The organism is Olleya sp. Ti.3.14, assembly GCF_038154885.1.
Taxonomy (GTDB): Bacteria; Bacteroidota; Bacteroidia; order Flavobacteriales; family Flavobacteriaceae; genus Olleya.
Window position 1 is genome coordinate 181,511 of the sequence record NZ_JBAKAO010000005.1, and the last position, 21,497, is coordinate 203,007.

Here is a 21,497-nt window from a genome sequence, read left to right on the forward strand (position 1 = left end):
TATTAAAAATCGAGGTGCAAATATACTAATTATTTACTATTTGGCAATAGCTAAATAATTAATTTTCAAAAATTTCTTTTTGAAGCAACTCTAAAGCCTTATTTACTGTTTTATTTATGACGCGTTCTCTATGGTTTCCCATATTAAATTTATAAGCCTTTACTCCGTTTTTTGAAGCTATTGCTATAAAAACTGTTCCAACATCTGCGTCAGAGTCTCCTTTTGTTGGTCCAGCGTTACCTGTTGTGGCAACAGCGTAATCTGTTTTAATTATTTTTCTAATATTGGTTGCCATAGCTTCTGCAACCTCTAAACTGACCACAGAATGACGATTAATCAACGCTTCTGAAACACCTAAAAGATCAATTTTAGTCTGTGTGGCATAACTAACAATTGCGCCTTTAAAAAATTCTGAAGCACCAGAATGTGACGTAAATTGCTCTGCTAGTTTTCCGCCTGTACAGCTTTCAGCTAACGCTAAAGTTTGTCCTTTTTTTGTTAATTGTCTTGCAATACTTAGCTCTAAACCTTCATCATTGTCCTGAAATCCGACAAAAACATCTTGAATTAATGGTAATATTTTATCAATTTCAACTTGAATATCTAAAGCTAGATTAGCCTCGTCCTCACCTTTTCCCGATAAACGCAATCTTACTTTACCTAAACTTGGTAAATAGGCTAATTTAATATGTTTTGGAAGTGCGTCTTCTATAGCTTCTATACGTTCTGCAATTACGCTTTCACCTAATCCATAGGTAAGTATGGTTTTATGCAAAATATATGGTCGTTTATACTTTTTGACTAAATTAGGTAGCACTTCATTATCTATCAATGCTTTCATCTCGTATGGCACACCTGGTAAAGAAATAAAAGTTTTATTTCCTTTTTCTAACCACATACCTGGAGCTGTTCCAAACCTATTCATTAGCACTTTTGCTTTAGTTGGCACTAGTGCTTGTTTTTTATTAATTTCGGAAATGGGTTGGTTGATATACTTTTTAAATAACTGCTCTACGTGGAGTAAAACCTCATCATTTTGAACTAAAGTATCTTCAAAATAATCTGCCAAAGTATGCTTTGTAATATCATCTTTGGTTGGACCTAATCCACCTGTTATAATGATAATATCTGCATTGTTTTCTGCTTCAGCAAATGCTTTTAATAAGTGCGCTCTATCGTCTTGAATAGAGGTTATTTGATAAACAGAAACACCAATAGAATTTAGTGCTTTACCTATAAATGCTGAGTTTGTGTCTACTACTTGCCCAATTAGAATCTCGTCACCAATGGTAATTATTTCTGCTTGCATTATAAATTAAAATCTTGAATAATCTCGTTAGTTGCATTATCAATAGCAGCTAAAACGATGTTTAATTTATCAGTGATATCGATCTCTTTTTTTTCAAATTTACCCCAATCTTGCACCTCAATTATATCGTCAAGTATACCTAACTCAAACATATCAACTGTGGGTTTCATTTTGTGTGCTGTTTGATAAGTCAATAGATAATTTTTATTTTCTACTGCTAATTTAAGCACTTTAGCATCACTTGGTACTTCATCTATAAAAGTTGAAGCTAAAGCTAAAATAAACTCTTGATCGTCGTCTGCTAATTCTTTTAGTCTATGTAGTTTGTAATGTTGTTCCATGTATTATTTAACTGTTATAGAAAATAGTTCTTTATCCTCTAGATAACCTTTTAATTTATCATTGGCAACTACCTTGCCAACTCCTGAAGGTGTTCCCGTAAATATAATATCTCCAATCTTTAAAGTAAAATATTTTGACACATATTCAATCAATTCGTCAATTTTCCACAACATTAAGCTTGTGTTTGCGGTTTGAACCACACTTGAATTTTTTTCTAATCTAAAATTTAAACTATCTACATCAGAAAATTCTGACTTATCAATCCATTTACCAATTACTGCAGCTCCATCAAAAGATTTAGCTTTTTCCCATGGTAAACCTTTTTCTTTTAATTGTTTTTGTAAATCACGAGCAGTAAAATCTATTCCTACACTTAATTGATCATAATATTTATGAGCAAATTTTTTATCAATATGTTTTCCTAGTTTGGTAATTTTAACCAAAACCTCTACTTCATGATGCACATCATTAGAAAAATCTGGAATAAAAAAGGGTTGTTTTTTTAAAAGTATGGCATTATCAGACTTAATAAACACTACAGGATCTGTAGGTTTTTCGTTTTCTAACTCTTTGATATGGTCTGTATAATTGCGACCTATGCAAATTAATTTCATGTTTTAAAATTTATTATTTAAAGCTCTTAATTTAATTGCTGTCAGCACTTTTTTAGTGTACAACGGAAAATCTGCATTAAGTAACCATCCAAAATATCCAGGCTCTTTGTCTAAAACCTCTGTTACCAATTTACCTTTATGCTTTCCAAAAGAAAACACTTCTTGTCCTTCCTTGTCATAACTTATAAAACCTGCAAAATCTGCAAATTTTTTGCGAGAACTAAATTCGGCTAAAAATTTTGTATCATTTTCAAGTTCGTCATAACGCTCTACCTGAGCTTTTAAAACCTCGTATGTTGCTAACGTATCCGCTTCTGCAGTGTGTGCATTTTCTAAACTTTTATCGCAATAAAACTTATACGCTGCACCTAAAGTACGTTGTTCCATTTTATGAAAAATTGTTTGCACATCCACAGCAACACGACCTTTCATGTCAAAGTCTAAATCTGCGCGCAGCATTTCTTCCGCTAAAAGCGGAATATCAAAACGGTTAGAATTAAAGCCAGCTAAATCTGCATCTTTAATCATCGCATTAATCTCTGGTGCTAATTCCTTAAATGTAGGCTCGTTGGCAACTCTCTCATCAGTAACACCATGAATTGCAGACACCACAGCTGGAATTGGCATTTCTGGATTAACTAACCAGGTTTTACTTTCTTTATTTCCGTTAGGAAACACTTTTAATATAGAAATCTCTACAACCCTATCGTTGGTAATATTGATTCCTGTAGTTTCTAAATCGAAAAAGCAAATTGGTTTTGTTAAGTTTAATGACATAAAAGATTTTATTGGTATGGTTTATGCAAATATAATTCTAATCTGTTACTTTTACTTTGTAATACTTTGAAAATGATTAGAAACCTTATACTGCTGCTTATAACTTTTACTACCATGACTGTTTATTCCCAGAACAATCATAAACATGTCTCTATAAAAGAAGAGGTAAAAGGAAAACGATATGAGCTTTATATTGAAAATACCGACTCCATATCCTATGATGTTTTTTTAAAAGTTGAAACTAATGATTTTAGACGTAGTAGTGAACGTCCGATTTTAGAGACTATTCCTGGTAATAGCAAAAAACGTGTATTAACCATGGTGAAGCTAAATAATACCGAAGGAAAATACACCTACATTTTAGTGGTTAACGAGGTGTCTTATAGCCTAGAAATTGATAAAGATTTTAAAATTATAGATTTTAAATTAGACAGAGCATTACATAACAAAGAGGTCACACTTTACACTAAGGACGACTGCACGATTTGTCCTGATACTAAACACATATTAACAAAAAACAAGATTAATTACACTGAATATAACCTAGATAAAGACGCGACACATTATGATAAAATAATTAAAGAATTTAAATCCATTAATTCTAAAAGTGATTTTAGCCAAATCCCAATTTTAAAGATTAATGACAAACTTTACAACAATATCACTAGTTTAGACGAGTTTATTCAAGCTTTACGCGAAGGACTAAATTAACAAATACTGCTACCTAATTGGTTTTAAATTAATTATTCTTACCCTAGTATGAAAAAAATATACTTTGACAACCTTTCTAATTTTAAGAATTCGTGGCTACCTAAAACTGTTTTTATAGTGGCATTATTATGCATCTTTTCAGGTTTTATTTTTCAAGCTACTGATGCAATTGATGACGTTTGGATTAAAAGAATACAACGTTTTGGCTACATTCTTTTTGCTCTTTATTTTTTGAATAAAGTTTTTAGAAAAAACTATGTGCAATGGAACAAAGTAGGAATGACTATTCGAATTAATAGTTATTTTAAAGAACACCGATTGACTTTTTCAAAATTTAAATATCATACGTTTGAAAATAATAACTTAACGGTCTACCAAATAGACAACACGTTTACTGTAGACATGAGCAATACTAACACATCTGATACTGATCAATTAATAAAAATTATTACCGACAATACAATTAATAAATAAGGCATGAGGATTAACAGACTGTTTTCTGGCTTAGTCGCGTTATTAAATGTGTATTATATAGGTGCCTGGATATTTGTTTTTAATACTATTAGTAATCAAACAGATAGACAGCTTTCTTTTTTAAACGGTTGGTTTAATCTTTTTAAAAACATTAACCAACTGGACACAACGTTAGTTGTTTTAACACTAACCTCTATAGTTTCTACCATTTGGATACATAAACCAAATTTAAAATGGATTACTAAAATCACATTAATTATCCATCTACTATTTTTAGCGTACATGCTATGGTCACATTTATAAGATGCGTACTATTATAACCTAATGTTATTAAACACAAAAAAGCACAATCAAATGATTGTGCTTTTTTTATAAAATACTTTATGTTTTTTATATCTCTCTGTTTTTATCCCAAGACTCTAAGTAATCTTTAACCGATTTAACAAACTGTCCTCCTAATGCTCCATTTACAACTCTATGGTCATAACTGTGCGATAAATACATTTTGTAACGAATTCCGATAAAATCACCTTCTGGTGTCTCAATAACTGCAGGCACTTTACGAATTGCTCCTAAAGCTAAAATACCAACTTGTGGTTGATTAATAATTGGAGTACCCATGATACTTCCAAACGTACCAACATTAGTTACAGTATAAGTTCCACCTTGGATATCATCTGGTGCTAACTTACCATCTCTAGCGCGTCCAGCTAAGTCGTTTACTTGCTTAGTCATACCCACTAAGTTTAATTGATCTGCATTTTTAATAACAGGAACAATTAAATTACCATCTGGTAAAGCTGCAGCCATACCAAGGTTAATATTTTTCTTTTTGATAATTTTATCTCCTTGAACAGAAATATTCATCATTGGATGATCGCGTAATGCCTTAGCAATAGCTTCCATAAATATTGGAGTAAAGGTTAAGTTTTGACCTTCACGTTTTGCAAAACTATCCTTAACTTTTTTACGCCAATTCCAGATATTAGTAACATCTGCCTCAATAAAACTTTGTACGTGTGCGCTAGTTTGAGTAGACTCTACCATATGATGAGCAATTAATTTACCCATTCTAGTCATTTCAATAACTTCATCTCCTGCAGCAACTTGCATTGGTGCCTGAGGTTTAGCTTGTTGTTTTGGTGCAGGTGCTGAAGTAGTAGGTTGTGCTGCTGCTTTAGCTGGTTGACTACTTCTATTTTCTAGATAAGTAACCATATCGTTTTTTGTAACACGACCATCTTTTCCTGTTCCTGTAATTGCATCTAGTTCTGATTGCGCAATACCTTCTGCTTTAGCCATGTTTTTTACTAATGGCGAATAAAAACGATCATCGTTTGATGCTATTGGAGCTGCTGCTTGTTGCGCCACTTCAACCGTTTTAGAGACTTCTATTACTGCTTCTGTTTCTGGAGCAGGATTATTGTCTTGCTTAACAGCTTCGGTTGTACCATCTACTTCTCCTTCTGTTTCAATTATAGCTATGGTTTGACCAACCTGAACCACATCGTCCACATTAAATAGTACTTCTACTAAAACACCGTCAACCTCACTAGGTACTTCGCTGTCTACCTTATCTGTTGCAATTTCTAAAACTGCCTCATCTGCTTCTATAGTGTCACCAACTTCTTTTAACCATGAGGTAATCGTTGCTTCTGCAACGCTCTCTCCCATTTTTGGTAATTTAAGTTCAAATCTTGCCATATTAATAATCTAATAGTCTTTTTACTGTGTTGAATTGCAAAATTAATAAAAAAATCAATCAAACGATTAAATAAGTTTAAAACATCAACTTAAAAAAACGTTAATAGTATTTTTATGATACAATATTAAAAAATATTTGGTTTTGTTTTAAGATATTTTTAGTCTCTTTATTGGGATTTACTAAAATAACGTGTTGAGCTATCTTAATTAAAGGTAAATCATCAAAATGATCCGTTACTACAGTATCAAAGTGATTATTGCCTAGTGTTTTTAAATAAGTGGTAACTGCCTGCTTTTTAACTTCTCTAATATTTTCAAAATCGGATTTATAGTTTTTTTCTGGTGTATTAGTTGCCAAACAAACATCAAACCCTTCGTTTAAGGCAATGATTTTTGAATAGCAATTTGGCGCTGCAGTTGCTAAAATTTTAATATCAAATGTGGTGTCTTCAATTACTTTTAAATGGTTTTTATAATTTGACAAACTAGACACAAAAGCCTCATAATTTATTTTTTCATTTCCTTTAATTGCCTTTAAAATAATATATTTCATTTTAGAGTGATTAATAAAGCCAAACAACCTTAGAAACATAGCTTTTACAAGATTAAAAAGCAATTTTACATTAAAAGTTTTTAAACTAAAACGCACCAAATATTTGATAAAAAAATGAAAGGTATTAATGTTATACAACGTACCATCCAAGTCCATTACAAGTACTTTTTTATTTGATTTATTGCTGTTTATAATCATTGGACCAAGGGAATCTTAGTAATGTATTTTTATATAAATAATAGTCAGGTTTTACTATTGAACTATCGATAGTCCACGTCAATACTGCTATTTCTATTTTAGCCTCAGGAAACTTTTGCTTCAAATTATTTTTTACAATAAACATAGTTTTCCCTGTATCTATTGCATCATCTACAATAAGAATATTTTTTATTGATTTTGCTTTAGTATTTTCTATTTCAAATTTTAACACAATATTTTGCAACTGTTTTAAATTTAATTTAGAAATTTTGGATGTTACCTGCTTTGACTCTAAAATACGAAGCTTATTTAATATACGATAAGGTAATACAGATAAAAAAGGTTTTAAGTAACGCTGCTTTATTTTGGTAGATTGTCTTTGTAAAGTTATTAACTCAAATAAACCATCGTTAATAGTTGGATGTTTTTTTATTGCTTCTAAAACATAGCTTCCACCTTTAACTATACCTACAACTAAATCTGGTTTAACTTCTAGTTTAGAAATTAATTTGAGACTCTCTTTTTCAAAAGTTTCATTATTTAATGTAAGTACTTTCATTTATTTATAAAAAAAAGTTTTTTTAAAGTATAGTAAAATAGTTTTAGGTATTAGACTAGTCGCAAAAGCTCTGACCAAACCTAAAGTTGCAGTAAATGTATAATTATAATTATCCTTAAGTAGTTTAATTCTGCTTTTAGTTTGCTGCTTTCTTTTTAAATTAGAAATACTATTTGGATTAACCTCATATTCTAGCAATAACTCTGGCAGTACCATTGTTTTAAAATATTTAATTACTTTAAAAAAATAAGCATGATCTTCAAGAGCTGGATAATTTTCTGGATATAACCCAATTGTTTTAACAACTTCCACTTTATACATTACAGCTGGATGTATAAATGGATTGTATTTATATATCGCTTGTTGTAATTTGCTATGAGTTGTAGGTGGTTTAAAATTAAATAAAAATGTGTTATTGACCGTTACAAAGATCACATAACTAGAAACTAAACCTAAACTTGCATTTGCTTGTAATGCTTTGACCTGCTTAGCAAACCTGTTATTAACACACTTATCTCCTGCATCTAATCTTGCTATATATTTAAAATGCGGTTGTTTGAGAATATAACTTAACCCATTATTTAATGCTGCAGTTACACCAAGACATTTTGGTTGCTTTAATAAGGTAATATCCAACTTGGACATAAACGAAGCTATTAATCCCTCTACTTCCGTCTGGTTAGTGCTACCATCATCAATGACAATTAATGTAAACGATTCCGTTTCTGGTAATAGCGACTGTAATGTAGCACGTAATCCTTCAATATTATTGTAGTGAGGCAATAAAATGGCTAATTGATGCTCCATTAATTAGATTATAATTTTAATGAAGACTCAAACGGAATTCTATTAATTATACTGCGTCCTAAGGTAATTTCATCTGCATATTCTAACTCATCACCAACTGAGATTCCTCTAGCAATCGTTGATGTTTCTATACTATAATCCTTAATTTGCTTGTAGATATAAAAGTTGGTTGTATCTCCTTCCATAGTTGGGCTTAAAGCAAAAATCAACTCTTTAACCTGTCCACTTTTTACTTTCTGGATCAAACTAGGGATGTTTAAATCATGTGGACCTACACCATCCATTGGTGAAATTTTACCACCTAAAACGTGATATAATCCTTTATGTGACGCTGTATTTTCAATAGCCATCACATCTCTAATATCCTCCACAACACACACAACATCATCCTTTCTTAATGGATTAGAACAAATATCGCATAGTTCGTTATCACTAATATTATGGCATGATTTACATAGTTTTAAATCATTTACCATATGTAGCAAGGCGTTGCTTAAATTATGTGTATGCTCTTTAGGTTGACGTAATAAATGCAAAGCTAAACGCAAAGCTGTACGCTTACCAATACCTGGTAATTGCGAGATTTCGTTTACTGCGTTTTCAAGAAGTTTTGAAGAAAATTCCATAGCCACAAAATTAAGGCTTTTACTAATGATTCACGAATTTATTTTTGTTAAGAATAGACTAATAATAACTATAAATTTTAAATCAATATTACCAGACTTACAACTTTAAGCATTATATACTAAAGTCCTTTTTAGTAATTTTGTACTTTGGCACTGATAAAACCCTTTTATGACTTCATTACAAATACTATTATTAATAGCAGCCTATTTTGGAGTGCTAATTTTAATCTCTTATTTTACAGGTAAAGACGACTCAAATGACGTGTTTTTTAAAGGTAAAAAACAATCACCTTGGTACGTTGTCGCTTTTGGTATGATTGGCGCATCACTATCTGGTGTAACTTTTATATCTGTTCCTGGTTTGATTGCAGGACAACAGTTTGCCTATATGCAAGGGGTTTTTGGTTTTTTTGTGGGTTATCTAATCGTGTTACTAGTCCTTTTACCTTTGTATTACAGGCTTAACGTAACATCTATTTATCAATATCTAGAACAACGTTTTGGAATAGTAAGCTATAAAACTGGTGCCTTTTTCTTTTTGCTATCTCGTGTTACTGGTGCTGCCTTTAGATTGTTTTTAGTGGCTTTAGCAATGCAATATATTGTCTTTGAAAAATTAGGTGTTCCGTTTTGGATAACCGTAGTTATATCCATTGCTTTAATCTGGTTATATACTAATCGTGGTGGTATTAAAACTATTGTGTGGACAGACACCTTGCAGACCTTAGCTATGTTAACTTCTGTAATTGTGGCTATATTTTTAATTGTAAACAAATTAGACTGGTCTATAACTGAGGTTTTTAGCCAAGCATCCTTTAAATCAAAAAGTCAATTGTTCTTTTTTGATGACGTAAATAGTAGTACTTACTTTTGGAAATATTTTATTGGCGGAATTTTTATTACCATCGCTATGACTGGTTTAGATCAAGATATGATGCAAAAAAACTTAACCTGTAAAAACCCTGAGGATGCTAAAAAAAATATGTTTAGCATGTCTGTACTATTGGTCTTTGTTAATGTTATATTTTTATCATTAGGTGCTTTACTTTTTATTTATTCAGAGCAGTTTGGCGTATCAATACCTGAGGTAGATGGTAAAGTACGTACCGATTTATTGTTTCCTGAAATAGCAATGAATCAAGGGTTAGGTCTAGGATTACAAATCACCTTTTTAATTGGACTTATTGCTGCTGCTTATAGTAGTGCAGATAGTGCGTTAACCTCATTAACAACATCGTTTTCGATAGATTTTTTAAATGTTGAAAAACTGCCAATAGCCCAACAAAAACCTTTACGTAAAAAAGTACATATTGGTGTCTCTTTATTACTGATTATTGTTGTTGTTATTTTTAATGAATTAGAAGGAAGCGTCGTTAATAACCTTTTTAAATTTGCAACTTTTACATATGGTCCTTTATTAGGATTATTTACTTTTGGTATACTTACCAAACGAAGCATTAAAGACAACTATGCTTGGATTGTTGGCTTGGCTTCCATACTAATTACCTATTTTATTACAGAGCTTCCTGCAAACTTTCCGGATAGTTTTATTGGTAAATACGCCTTCCATTGGGAAATCCTTCCATTAAATGGACTTATAACTTGTTTAGGCCTGTATTTAATTTCCGCGAAAGCGAAACCTAATACTGATTTGTAGATAATAATACCAAAGTACAAGCAACCTCATAGTCTATTCCGTTTGCTTTTAATATTTGATATAATTCTGGATTTTCTGTACCAGGATTAAATATTACGCGCTTTGGATTTAGGCTTACTATATAATTGTAGTAGTCTTTTTGTCGTGAAGGATTTAAATATAATGTTACAGTATCTAAAGCGTCATAATGTTGTAATTGCGTATCAATGGTAACTCCAACCACCTCTCCTGCTTTCATCCCGAAAGCCACAGTATCATGATTATACTTAACCAATTTGCGTAACGCAATGTTGCTATATCTATCTAGCTTTAATGAAGCGCCAAGTACTAAAGTTTTCTTATTCATAAATGTTAAATTTTAAAATAAATGTTATTCAAGCGTAACAGATTACTAATTAAGGCGTCTTTATAGCATAACCAAGTTTCATCAATCAATCAAAACAAAAATGAAAAAACTACTCACCATTGCTTTACTATTGGTAGCCTTTAGTATTCAAGCACAAGACAACACAAACGATTCGCCCAAAATAGGAACCATTACTGGTACTGTATTAGACGTAACACTTGACCAACCCTTACCTTATGTAAATGTAATTGTTAAAGACACCAATAACAAATTAATTACTGGTGGTATTACAAATAATGATGGCCAATTTGAAGTTAAGCAAATCCCAGAAGGTACTAACATTGTTACTATTGAATATCTAGGTTTTTTACCTCAAAATAAAACTATTGTTATTAGTAATGACAACAAAATAATAGATTTAGGAACTATAAATTTAGAAGAGGCTGCAACCAATTTGGACGAAGTGACTATTGTTGCAGAAACCTCAACAATACAACAAAAAGTTGACCGAAAAGTCATTACTATTGGTAAAGATTTACAGACTGCTGGAGCAACTGCTAGCGAGATTATGAACAATCTACCATCCGTTAGTGTGGACCAACAAACTGGTTCTATTAGCTTACGTGGCAACCAAAACGTTAGAGTTATGGTGGATGGCAAATTGTCTAATATTCCTGCAGAGCAATTACTTAAGCAAATACCATCGTCTTCTATTAAAAGTATCGAGTTAATTACCAATCCGTCTGCTAAGTATAATCCTGAAGGCATGAGTGGATTAATAAATATTGTACTTCATAAAAACACTAAAATTGGATTTAACGGAAACATAAATATTGGTCTATCGCATGATATTGAAGCTAAATTTAACAGCTCAATAGATGCCAATTACCGTAACGGAAAATTTAACGTCTATGGATCGTACAATAATAGCGTCACTAAAAACTTTAATTTTGGTGAAATAAACCGAATTGAACAGGATATTCAGCAAAAATTTGAAATTTTAAATAATAACAAATCACACTTATTTAAGGTTGGTGTGGATTATTATTTAGATGAAAAAAATACGATTTCAGTCTTTACCAATCAAAACCTATTTGATGGTTGGGTTAACGTAAATTCTGGAATAAACTATTTAGCTAATCCGTCTTTAAACGAATCTCAGTTTACAAGAAACGACAACGATAACGATTCTGAACAATACAACTTTAATTACAAACACGACATAAATGATGAAGGTCATAGTATCGAGCTAGAAGTTGATCATGATACTTACAATGGTTTTGGATATACTAATAATACTTTTTTTAGCTCGCAACGTCCAAATTTTATTGAAGACACAGATACAGACAGACAAAGCACAACTATAAATTTAGATTATAGCAACCCTTTATCTGAAACTGCAAAACTAGAAGTAGGCTTGCAAGCACGATTGTTTAATACCAATATTTTTTATCAATCTGATGCCAGAGAAACTAATCAATTAGGTCAATATATACCTACAACAACAACGTTTGATTACACTAGAGACATCTATTCTGCTTACGCAACATATGGAAAAACTTTAGACAAATGGAGCTACCAATTAGGTTTACGTGCAGAGACTGTTAATGTAGACTCTGAGGCTTACAAAAAAGATTTAGCGTCTAATGAGCAAACTAACATTCCGTTTGAAAATGATTATTTTAGATTATACCCTTCTGGATTTTTAACCTACACACCATCGGAGAAAAACGCGTACCAATTTAATTACAGCAGACGTGTAGATCGTCCTGGTATTAATCAGGTTAATCCACTACCAGAATGGAACACGCCTTTAATCTCTCAGTTTGGTAACCAAGCGTTACGTCCACAGTTTACAAACTCATTTGAAACTAATTACACAAGACAATTAGAAAAAGGAAGCATTACAGCAGGAGTATTTTACAGAATTATTGAAGACGAAATACAACAAGCCATATTAATTGACAGAACAGATACAAATAGATTAATTTTTACAGATTTAAACTTTGATAACTCTACTGCTTATGGTATCGAGTTATCTTCAAACTACAGGCCTACAAAATGGTGGAGTTTAAATGCTAGTTTTGATTTGTTTTCGCAAACTCAAAAAAGTATTGCCGAGTCTTTTGACACCAACCAAAACATTGTTTTAAATACGGTTAAAATTGACAATATCGTTTGGAATGTAAGAGCCTTTAACAACTTTAAAGTTACTAAAGACCTTAGCTTATCTGCTTTTGGAATGTATAGCGGAAAAAACAAAAACATTCAATTTGAAATGAATGATATGCTTATGGTAAACCTAGGTATGCGTTACAGCTTTTTACAAAACAAAGCTAGCTTTAGCTTAAGCTACAATGATATTTTTGATACCATGTATGCACAGTTTGAAGGTGACAGACCTTTTGCACAAGTGGGACGTTTTAATTGGGAAAGCCAACAAATTTCCGGACGTTTATCTTACCGTTTTGGTGGCGGAAATTATAAGGCTAAATCAAGAAAACAAAGAGATGACGACACAAAATCTGGAGGCGGATTTATGTAATACTATAAACAATACCATCTAGAGGTTATTTAGTAGCTAATAAACAGTTAATGGTTAGTGTTTAAGTTAGTTGCTAAATAAAAACCCCAAAGCCTGATCAGCTTTGGGGTTTTGTTTTTAACACGCTTTTTAGTTTATATACTTAACAATGTTAAATACGTGTTAAATACTGATTTTCAGCGTAATAAAATTCACTTTTTGGCGTCTTAATAATAACAAGACAGTAAATCGTTTTTATTTTTTATTTGAATTAGTCTTCACAAAAAAACCAAGACAAAGATTTATAAAGTTAAGTTTAAGTAGTTAGTTAATAGAAAAAGCCAGAAACATAAATATATGTTTCTGGCTTTTCGTTTTATATCATTTAGGTGGCTTCAAAAGTAAATTAAAGCACTTAAATTGTTACCATTTAATAATTGCACTTCCCCAAGTAAATCCACTTCCAAAAGCAGCCAACACAACATTGTCGCCTACTTTTATCTTACCTTCTTCCCAAGCTTCCGTTAAAGCAATTGGTATGGATGCTGCAGTCGTGTTACCATATTTCATAATATTGTTAAACACTTGATCATCCGTCAACCCAAATTTTTTCTGGATAAACTGTGCAATACGTAAATTAGCTTGATGCGGAATTAGCATATCAATAGCCTCTTTATCCATATTGTTTTTAGCTAATCCTTCCATAATTACTTCACTAAAACGGACCACTGCATTTTTAAATACAAACTGACCATTCATATGCGGAAAATAACTTTCGTCATTAGGATCATTATCTGCTATAATATCATTCACCCAACGTTTACCCATTCCTGGCGCAACTAAAACTAGCTCTTCTGCATGCTCACCTTGACTATGTAAATGTGTAGATAATATACCTTTATTAGTGTCTTCTTCTCTAGTTAAAACTGCTGCTCCTGCTCCATCTCCAAAAATTACAGTTACACCACGACCTCTTGTGGTTTTATCTAATCCATGAGAGTGCAGCTCGCTACCAATTACCAATATGTTTTTATACATACCAGTTTTTATAAAATTATCTGCAACAGATAATGCATATACAAAACCAGAACATTGGTTACGTACATCCAAAGCACCAACCGTTTTAATATCTAAAGCGTGTTGTACTTGTACACCTGGTCCAGGAAAATACATGTCAGGACTTAACGTTGCAAAAATGATAAAATCTATATCATCCTTATCTATTCCTGCACGTTCTATTGCTTGTTTGGCAGCTTTTACTCCCATTGTTGCAGTGGTGTCACCAGAGCCTTCTTTTACCCAACGTCTTTCTTTAATTCCAGTACGTTCTGTAATCCACTCATCATTAGTATCCATCATTTTGGATAAATCGGCATTTGTGACGATGTTGTCAGGTACATATTTACCTAAACCAATAATTTTTGAATTGTACATTAATTTTAATTTTATTAATTCTAAGCTATTTTTCAGTTTAAAAAAAATAGTATCGCAATTTACTGCTTTCATAAATAACGAATTCACAATTATTTTTTATTCGTTATGCATGCATAATACTTTTATGGTTATTTTAAATGTCATCTTGTCACCTTTCAGCAATTGGCATTTTTGTTGTCTATTAACTAATCAGAAATTAATAAAAGGGTTTCGCTTAAGCGGAACTAAAAAAACAAACATAAAATCATGGCAAAAGGAAATATTAACGTTTCAGTAGAAAACATTTTTCCGTTAATCAAAAAATTCTTGTACAGTGATCACGAAATCTTTTTACGTGAGCTAATCAGTAACGGAACCGACGCAACATTAAAATTAAAACATTTAACTAGTATTGGTGAGTCTAAGTCTGAGTACGGAAATCCAGTTATCGAAGTTAAAATTGATAAAGAAGGTAAAAAACTTCATATTATCGATCAAGGTTTAGGGATGACAGCAGACGAGGTTGAAAAATACATCAACCAAGTGGCTTTTTCTGGTGCAGAAGAGTTTTTAGACCAATATAAAGATAGCGCTAAAGATTCTGGAATTATCGGACACTTTGGTTTAGGGTTTTACTCAGCATTTATGGTTGCTGAAAAAGTTGAAATCATTACAAAATCTCATAAAGAAGGGACTACTGCTGCACATTGGACGTGTGATGGTTCGCCTGAGTTTACTTTAGAGCCACATGATAAGACTGACAGAGGTACTGAGATTATCTTACATATTGCAGAAGACTCGACTGAGTTTTTAGAAGAAGCACGTATTAGCAGCTTACTATATAAGTATAACAAGTTTATGCCTATTCCAATCAAATTTGGAACTAAAGAAGTAAACGATCCTGACCACAAACCAGAAACAACTACAGATGCTGAAGGTAAAGAAACGACTGAACCTCAGAAAAAAATTACTGTAGACAACATAATCAACAACCCTAATCCAGCTTGGACTAAACAACCAACCGAATTAGAAAACGAGGATTATAATAACTTTTATAGAGAGTTATATCCATCTCAATTTGAAGATCCATTATTCCATATTCACTTAAATGTGGATTATCCGTTCAACTTAACAGGTATTTTATACTTCCCTAAGATGACTCAGGATATGGCTATGCAAAAAGACAAAATTCAGTTATACCAAAACCAAGTTTACGTAACAGATAACGTAGAAGGTATTGTACCTGAGTTTTTAACTATGCTACGTGGTGTGATTGACAGTCCAGATATCCCATTAAACGTATCTAGAAGTTACTTACAAGCAGATGGTGCAGTTAAAAAAATTAGCTCGTACATTACACGTAAAGTAGCAGACAAACTTAAATCACTATTTAATAATAATCGTGAGGAGTTTGAAGCTAAATGGAATGACATTAAAATTGTTATTGAGTACGGAATGTTATCTGAAGACAAGTTTTTTGACAAAGCAGATGCTTTTGCATTATATCCAACTGTAGATGGTAAATATTACACTTACGACGAATTATACAATGCCATTAAAGCAAAACAGACAGATAAAGACGGTAAATTAGTAATCCTTTACACAAGTAACCAAGATGAGCAACACAGCTACATTGAAGCTGCTAAGGACAAAGGTTACGAAGTTTTATTATTAGATAGTCCGATTGTTTCGCATTTAATGCAAAAATTAGAATCTACTAAAGAAAACATCACTTTTTCTCGTGTAGACGCAGATAGTGTTGACAAATTAATTGCTAAAGACGAAACTGTAATCTCTAAGTTAGATGATGACCAAACTAAAGCTTTAGATGCGTTATTAAAAGACGTAATCCCATCAGAAAAGTTTATGGTACAGTTAGAGCCAATGGATAGCAATGCAACACCATTTATGATAACACAACCAGAATTTATGCGTCGTATGAAAGAGATGCAAGCGTCTGGTGGTGGAGGCGGAATGCAAATGTTTGGTAACATGCCAGAAATGTATAACCTTGTGGTTAATACAAACTCTGACTTAGTTAACGAGATTTTAAATACCGAAGCTAAAGACAAACAAGCGCATTTAATTACGCAAAGTTTAGACTTAGCACGTTTATCTCAAGGTCTTTTAAAAGGAAAAGAATTATCAGACTTTATCAAACGTAGCTACGAGTTACTAAAGTAAATCACATAATTATATCGCTTACGCGGAAATTAAAAACCACCTGTAATAGGTGGTTTTTTTATGCTTGAATATCTCGTTTTTAAAAACTAACTTCGTTATGAATCAATAACATAACAATATCAATCAAAAAATCAATCCAACATGAAACAGGTTATCCTATTAGCTTATGTACTTCTTATTGTAAGTTGTAATAACACAAATACACCACCCAAAACATTAAAACAAGACCATAATGTTTCAACTAGTAACGATAAAATTAAAGTCTTAAACTTTGGAAGCTTCCATTTTGGAGAAACCACAGATGCTAACAGTACAGATTTTGATGAGACTAGTCCTGAAGCCCAAAAACAAATAAAACAAATTGCGCAAATGCTAGCTGCATTTAAACCTACCATTATTTGTGTAGAAAATTTACCAAGCTTAAATGACGCATTAAATAAAGACTACCAAGCGTTTCTTAAAAACCCAGACCAACTAGACACAAGTTTTGGCGAAACTAGTATGATTGGTTTTGAAGTAGGACGATTAAATGCAGTTAGCAAATTATACGGAATTGACAATCACATGGGTTATAATTATAGCGTTGGCGATTTTTTTGAATCCAGTCCAGACTATACAAACGCTATAGATCCAAAAACCTATTTACAACTCACTAATCAGCCATTTAAAGATTATCCTGAAATGGCTAAACGTGATCAAAATTATGAGACGTTGTCTGTTTTAGAAAAACTAAAATTAATTAACGAACCTTTACAACTGGACCAATCTATAGTTGCCAATGCAGACAAATTACTATATGTTGGTACTGAGGATAATTTTGAAGGCGCAGATAATGCAGCTAAATTTTATCATAGAAACATGAAAATATATTCTAATCTAAATAGAATACCAATGACTAAAACGGATAGGGTTTTTATAATCATGGGATCTGCGCACACAGCGTTTTTAAGAGAATTTATAAACAGAAGCCCAAAATTTGAAATGGTCAACACCTTAGAGTACTTAAAATAAAGTAATAGCTATTAATTATAAAGCCACCCATTTCTGGTGGTATTTTTTATACTTTCAAAAAAAATAATACATTTTATTAAAATGTATTGTAAAAAAATGTATATTTGACCTATGTATAGCAAAGAACTCACCAAAGGAACATTACAACCTATCATTTTAAAGCTACTAAGTCAGCATGATAAAATGTATGGTTATGAGATTACACAAAAAGTTAAAGACCTGACTAAAGGTAAAATAGACATCTCAGAAGGTGCCTTATACCCTATTTTACACAAGTTAGAAAGCAATAATATTCTCGAGACCGAAAAAGTTTACATTGGCAAACGTGTTCGTAAATACTACTCGGTAACCAAATCTGGTCAACAAGTCATTATAGATCAAAGCAACCAGATTAACGATTTTATTAAAACCTTATCGTTAATATTTAACCCTAAACCAACCGTAAAATGAGACTATCAGACCAAAATATAGACTACATAACGACCAATTTAGAGTTATATGGTTTAAAAAATCAAGACTTAAAGGAAGACATCTTGGACCACATTTGCACCTATCTAGAAAACGAAGAACAGCTTAGTTTTGACGAGGCTTACAAAATAGCAATTCAGCAATTTGGAGGCTACTTATCCATTACCCAAATACAACAAGAAACCAACGCACAACTGTATTTTAAATCTGCAAAAAATAGAAACAGAGTCCTTATTATTTTAGAGTTTATTACTGCGTTTATAATAATTACAGGTAGCTTATTTAAAATCATGCATTGGCCTTATGCAGGCATTTTAATTTTTTCTGGATTTCTATTTTTAATATGCATCACATTGCCTTTATATTTTTATAATAAGTATAAAGAACAAACACTTAAATATCAATCTTAATACGAACATTAAATCAATCAAAATGAAAAAATCAGTTTATGTTTTAGGCTTTTTAGCCTTATTTACACTTAGTACAGCATCATTATTTAAAATTATGCATTGGCCTTATGCAGGCATCCTAATATTTCTAGGCTTCTTGCTATTTAATTTTGGATTTTTACCAACACTATTTTATAAGCTGTACAAAAAAGACGCTATTAAAAATTAAATTATCGCTTTCGCGGAAATCAAAAACCACCTAAAACAGGTGGTTTTTTTAGTATAATACACAACCCAACAACAATAGATATTAATAACCAATACGTTATAGTTCAGAAAAAAACACAGGATTTTGCTAGTTAATAAAAAAGTGTAGATTTGTTACACGTATAAAATCCCTAACTAAAATCGCTTTTACTAACCACGATTTTATGCCAAACGCTAACCAATTATTTAAACCATAATCGCTTAATTAATCTAAATGAAATCACTTCTCAGTTTTCTAATTTTCACTGTATGTATCTCCTTCAGCTATTCACAATGTAACAACAAAGTACTATTTATTGTGGACGATTCAGGCTCTGTTTCTTTTTCAGAACGTCAAGACATGGAAGCCTCAATTCAGCAATTATCTAATCAAATATTTAGTCAAAATCCATTAGCCGAAATTGGTTTAGTGCAATACGGACAACCTGATGCCTCATCAACCTCTCAACCAAGTTACTATCTATCCTACCCTTTTACAGTAAATCCAACCATCAGTATACCTGATAATCCTGGAGGTAATAATTTAATACAAGACGTGTTACCAAACTCGATAAACACCATGATTAATGATGGCTTATTTACCACTGGTGGTGCTTTTGAAAATACTACATCTATATTCATATTTACGGATGCACTAATTGATTCGGGTTGCTCTTCAGTATTAACAAATTGTAGTAGTTGTAACGTACCAGCGTTGTCTTGTGGCTATACTTATCTAACAGACTTAAGTAACAGTTTAGGTGGTATACCAATATCTACCTATCGTGTCATTAGTAGTTTTAATCCAGGAACTGCAGATGGTATTCAACAAGGCGCTGGTGTTTTGATAGAAGGTTCAAACTTTCAGTTAAACAGTACGCAAATTGATTTACTAACAGACAGTTTAATATGTATTGATGCAGATTATGATGTCTTTAATACCTGTATTGGAGACACTACACAATTCACTTTAACAACATCAGATCCAATTACCTCAGCATTATGGGATTTTGGTGATGGTAGCCCAACATCGTCGGATTTAAACCCAACGCATACCTTCCCTGCACTTGGAGACTACGTTATAACCTTAACGTTAACTAGTAATGGTGAGGTCGTTACAACCACTAATACCATAACAATAAGCGACATACCAGTTGCTAACCCAATACCAGATTACATTCTTTGTGATGACTTATCCAACGACCAAACAGAACTGTTTGACTTAACCACAAGAGACGTCTTTATATTAGGATCGCAATCTGCAGCAGACTTTACAATTAGCTATTTTGCAAATTTTACAGATGCAGACAACAATCAAAATGCATTAAGTACCAATTACTTTAACACCTCTAATAACCAGGATATATTTGCAAGAATTTACAATACAAATAATCCAGATTGTTATAGCATTACAGACTTTAAGCTAATTGTGGATGCACAACCTATTGCTAATCCAGTGTCTGATTTTATAGTTTGTGACGACGACACTAACGATGGTATTGCAACTTTTGATTTATCAAACATCGATAATGAGGTGTTAGCAGGACAATCTGCAACGACCTTTACTGTCGTTTACTATTTAACTAATTTAGACGCTATTGGTAATAATAATCCATTACCAAATAATTATACCACCACATCAGCCAATCAAATAATTTACGCTAAGGTATTTAACACTAGTAATACAGACTGTTTTGCAATAACGACCGTAAATCTTATTGTAGATGTTAAACCTGTCGCTAATCCAGTACCAGATTTTATTAATTGCGAAAACGACCCAAGTCTAATCAATTTAAATCAGTTTAATACTACAGTACTTGGCACACAAAATAGTACAAACTTAGTGGTAACTTATCACACCTCAGAAGCTGATGCAATTGCAGGACAAAACGCCTTATCAAACAATTACCAATTAGACCAAACAACAACACTATATATTAAAGTAGAAAACACAAATGGTATTGGCTGTTACGACATTACAACAGTAAACCTATCCATTTTTGAATTCCCATTTTTAGACGCTAAAACTATCGAAGACTGTCTACCAAACAATTACAATATCACTGCAGATATTGGAGTCACTAACGCGACGTATTTATGGGATTCTGGTCAGACTACAGCATCAATTAATGTTAATAGCTTTGGCGAATATAACGTGCAAATTACCATTGGTAATTGTACAAAAAATCAAAACATCACGTTTGTAAAAGCTAATAACTGTAACATACCACAAGGTATATCTCCTAATGACGATACACTTAACGACTTTTTTGATATTAGCTACCTAGATGTAGACAAAATCATAATTTATAACAGATACGGAACCGAAGTGTACAGTAAAGCCAATTACGCTAAAGAGTGGAATGGACAGTCTAACTCTGGACAAGAGCTGCCAACCGGAACATATTACTACGTTATAAAAACCAAAACAGACCCTAAGCCATTAACTGGTTGGGTATATTTAGCTAGATAACATAACGCTTTCGCGGAAATTAAACACCACTTTTTAAAGTGGTGTTTTTTTATGTTTTTATTTAGTTAATCACTCTTACTGCAATACAATATTCCTGAGTACTAATTATTAT

General features: G+C 32.1%; 22 protein-coding genes. 11 read left to right on the forward strand and 11 right to left on the reverse strand.

From position 1 onward, the window contains the following. Positions 1 to 58: 58 nt before the first annotated feature. From V6251_RS09225 to V6251_RS09240, 4 genes are read right to left on the reverse strand one after another with little or no spacing between them, the layout of a single operon-like run. Positions 59 to 1,309 (reverse strand): competence/damage-inducible protein A, encoded by a 1,251-nt coding sequence (locus V6251_RS09225; protein ID WP_341587984.1) that lies wholly within the window; start codon positions 1,307 to 1,309, stop codon positions 59 to 61. Continuing rightward, a complete protein-coding gene (locus V6251_RS09230; RefSeq protein WP_145000351.1) occupies positions 1,309 to 1,650 on the reverse strand; it encodes an Hpt domain-containing protein in 342 nt (113 codons plus the stop codon). The genes V6251_RS09225 and V6251_RS09230 overlap by 1 nt, the downstream gene beginning before the upstream one ends. Positions 1,651 to 1,653: 3 nt before the next feature. Then, the gene (locus V6251_RS09235; RefSeq protein ID WP_145000353.1) at positions 1,654 to 2,265 is read right to left on the reverse strand and encodes a fumarylacetoacetate hydrolase family protein; all 612 of its coding nucleotides are present in this window, start codon (positions 2,263 to 2,265) and stop codon (positions 1,654 to 1,656) included. 3 nt (positions 2,266 to 2,268) lie between these two features. After that, the gene (locus tag V6251_RS09240; RefSeq protein WP_341587985.1) at positions 2,269 to 3,042 is read right to left on the reverse strand and encodes a 3'-5' exonuclease; all 774 of its coding nucleotides are present in this window, start codon (positions 3,040 to 3,042) and stop codon (positions 2,269 to 2,271) included. 72 nt (positions 3,043 to 3,114) lie between these two features. On the opposite strand from V6251_RS09240, the gene V6251_RS09245 reads away from it, so the two are divergent. Genes V6251_RS09245 through V6251_RS09255 form a run of 3 tightly spaced genes read left to right on the forward strand, consistent with a single transcriptional unit; the run spans position 3,115 to position 4,530 of the window. Beyond that, complete coding sequence (locus V6251_RS09245) at positions 3,115 to 3,753, forward strand: glutaredoxin family protein (protein ID WP_341587986.1); 639 nt, start codon at positions 3,115 to 3,117, stop codon at positions 3,751 to 3,753. 48 nt (positions 3,754 to 3,801) lie between these two features. After that, positions 3,802 to 4,227, forward strand: a complete 426-nt coding sequence (locus V6251_RS09250; protein WP_341587987.1) for a hypothetical protein — start codon at positions 3,802 to 3,804, stop codon at positions 4,225 to 4,227. Between the two features lie 3 nt (positions 4,228 to 4,230). Then, a complete protein-coding gene (locus V6251_RS09255) occupies positions 4,231 to 4,530 on the forward strand; it encodes a hypothetical protein (protein ID WP_341587988.1) in 300 nt (99 codons plus the stop codon). A gap of 87 nt (positions 4,531 to 4,617) precedes the next feature. Here V6251_RS09255 and V6251_RS09260 read toward each other — a convergent pair whose 3' ends face one another. The 5 genes from V6251_RS09260 to recR all read right to left on the reverse strand — a co-directional run bounded on the left by V6251_RS09260 (position 4,618) and on the right by recR (position 8,674). Next, on the reverse strand, positions 4,618 to 5,931 hold the full coding sequence (locus V6251_RS09260; protein WP_341587989.1) for a dihydrolipoamide acetyltransferase family protein: 1,314 nt from the start codon (positions 5,929 to 5,931) through the stop codon (positions 4,618 to 4,620). A gap of 112 nt (positions 5,932 to 6,043) precedes the next feature. Continuing rightward, positions 6,044 to 6,484 (reverse strand): hypothetical protein, encoded by a 441-nt coding sequence (locus tag V6251_RS09265; protein WP_341587990.1) that lies wholly within the window; start codon positions 6,482 to 6,484, stop codon positions 6,044 to 6,046. A gap of 178 nt (positions 6,485 to 6,662) precedes the next feature. After that, positions 6,663 to 7,241, reverse strand: coding sequence for a phosphoribosyltransferase (locus V6251_RS09270; RefSeq protein ID WP_341587991.1), 579 nt, complete (start codon positions 7,239 to 7,241; stop codon positions 6,663 to 6,665). Then, on the reverse strand, positions 7,242 to 8,048 hold the full coding sequence (locus tag V6251_RS09275; protein WP_341587992.1) for a glycosyltransferase: 807 nt from the start codon (positions 8,046 to 8,048) through the stop codon (positions 7,242 to 7,244). A gap of 8 nt (positions 8,049 to 8,056) precedes the next feature. Continuing rightward, positions 8,057 to 8,674, reverse strand: a complete 618-nt coding sequence (gene recR, locus V6251_RS09280; protein WP_191100004.1) for a recombination mediator RecR — start codon at positions 8,672 to 8,674, stop codon at positions 8,057 to 8,059. Between the two features lie 169 nt (positions 8,675 to 8,843). On the opposite strand from recR, the gene V6251_RS09285 reads away from it, so the two are divergent. Further along, a complete protein-coding gene (locus V6251_RS09285; protein ID WP_341587993.1) occupies positions 8,844 to 10,331 on the forward strand; it encodes a sodium:solute symporter in 1,488 nt (495 codons plus the stop codon). On the opposite strand, the gene V6251_RS09290 is transcribed toward V6251_RS09285, so the two are convergent. After that, entirely contained in the window at positions 10,315 to 10,677 is a 363-nt protein-coding gene (locus V6251_RS09290; RefSeq protein WP_341587994.1) for a CoA-binding protein, read from the reverse strand. The genes V6251_RS09285 and V6251_RS09290 overlap by 17 nt on opposite strands. A 100-nt stretch (positions 10,678 to 10,777) precedes the next feature. On the opposite strand from V6251_RS09290, the gene V6251_RS09295 reads away from it, so the two are divergent. Then, a complete protein-coding gene (locus V6251_RS09295; RefSeq protein ID WP_341587995.1) occupies positions 10,778 to 13,222 on the forward strand; it encodes an outer membrane beta-barrel family protein in 2,445 nt (814 codons plus the stop codon). Between the two features lie 402 nt (positions 13,223 to 13,624). Here V6251_RS09295 and V6251_RS09300 read toward each other — a convergent pair whose 3' ends face one another. Next, positions 13,625 to 14,635, reverse strand: coding sequence for a 3-oxoacyl-ACP synthase III family protein (locus V6251_RS09300; RefSeq protein ID WP_341587996.1), 1,011 nt, complete (start codon positions 14,633 to 14,635; stop codon positions 13,625 to 13,627). A 246-nt stretch (positions 14,636 to 14,881) separates the two neighbouring features. Here V6251_RS09300 and htpG point away from each other — a divergent pair, with 246 nt between their 5' ends. The 6 genes from htpG to V6251_RS09330 all read left to right on the forward strand — a co-directional run bounded on the left by htpG (position 14,882) and on the right by V6251_RS09330 (position 21,385). Next, positions 14,882 to 16,798 carry a molecular chaperone HtpG gene (gene htpG / locus V6251_RS09305; RefSeq protein ID WP_341587997.1) on the forward strand — a complete coding sequence of 639 codons (1,917 nt, stop codon included), beginning with the start codon at positions 14,882 to 14,884 and terminating at the stop codon, positions 16,796 to 16,798. 141 nt (positions 16,799 to 16,939) lie between these two features. Beyond that, positions 16,940 to 17,809 carry a DUF5694 domain-containing protein gene (locus V6251_RS09310; RefSeq protein WP_341587998.1) on the forward strand — a complete coding sequence of 290 codons (870 nt, stop codon included), beginning with the start codon at positions 16,940 to 16,942 and terminating at the stop codon, positions 17,807 to 17,809. A gap of 111 nt (positions 17,810 to 17,920) precedes the next feature. Then, positions 17,921 to 18,259 carry a PadR family transcriptional regulator gene (locus tag V6251_RS09315; RefSeq protein WP_028282756.1) on the forward strand — a complete coding sequence of 113 codons (339 nt, stop codon included), beginning with the start codon at positions 17,921 to 17,923 and terminating at the stop codon, positions 18,257 to 18,259. Then, entirely contained in the window at positions 18,256 to 18,687 is a 432-nt protein-coding gene (locus V6251_RS09320; RefSeq protein ID WP_145000387.1) for a GldL-related protein, read from the forward strand. The genes V6251_RS09315 and V6251_RS09320 overlap by 4 nt, the downstream gene beginning before the upstream one ends. A gap of 22 nt (positions 18,688 to 18,709) precedes the next feature. Continuing rightward, on the forward strand, positions 18,710 to 18,895 hold the full coding sequence (locus V6251_RS09325; protein WP_341587999.1) for a hypothetical protein: 186 nt from the start codon (positions 18,710 to 18,712) through the stop codon (positions 18,893 to 18,895). 336 nt (positions 18,896 to 19,231) lie between these two features. Continuing rightward, complete coding sequence (locus V6251_RS09330; RefSeq protein ID WP_341588000.1) at positions 19,232 to 21,385, forward strand: T9SS type B sorting domain-containing protein; 2,154 nt, start codon at positions 19,232 to 19,234, stop codon at positions 21,383 to 21,385. Positions 21,386 to 21,497 lie beyond the last annotated feature (112 nt).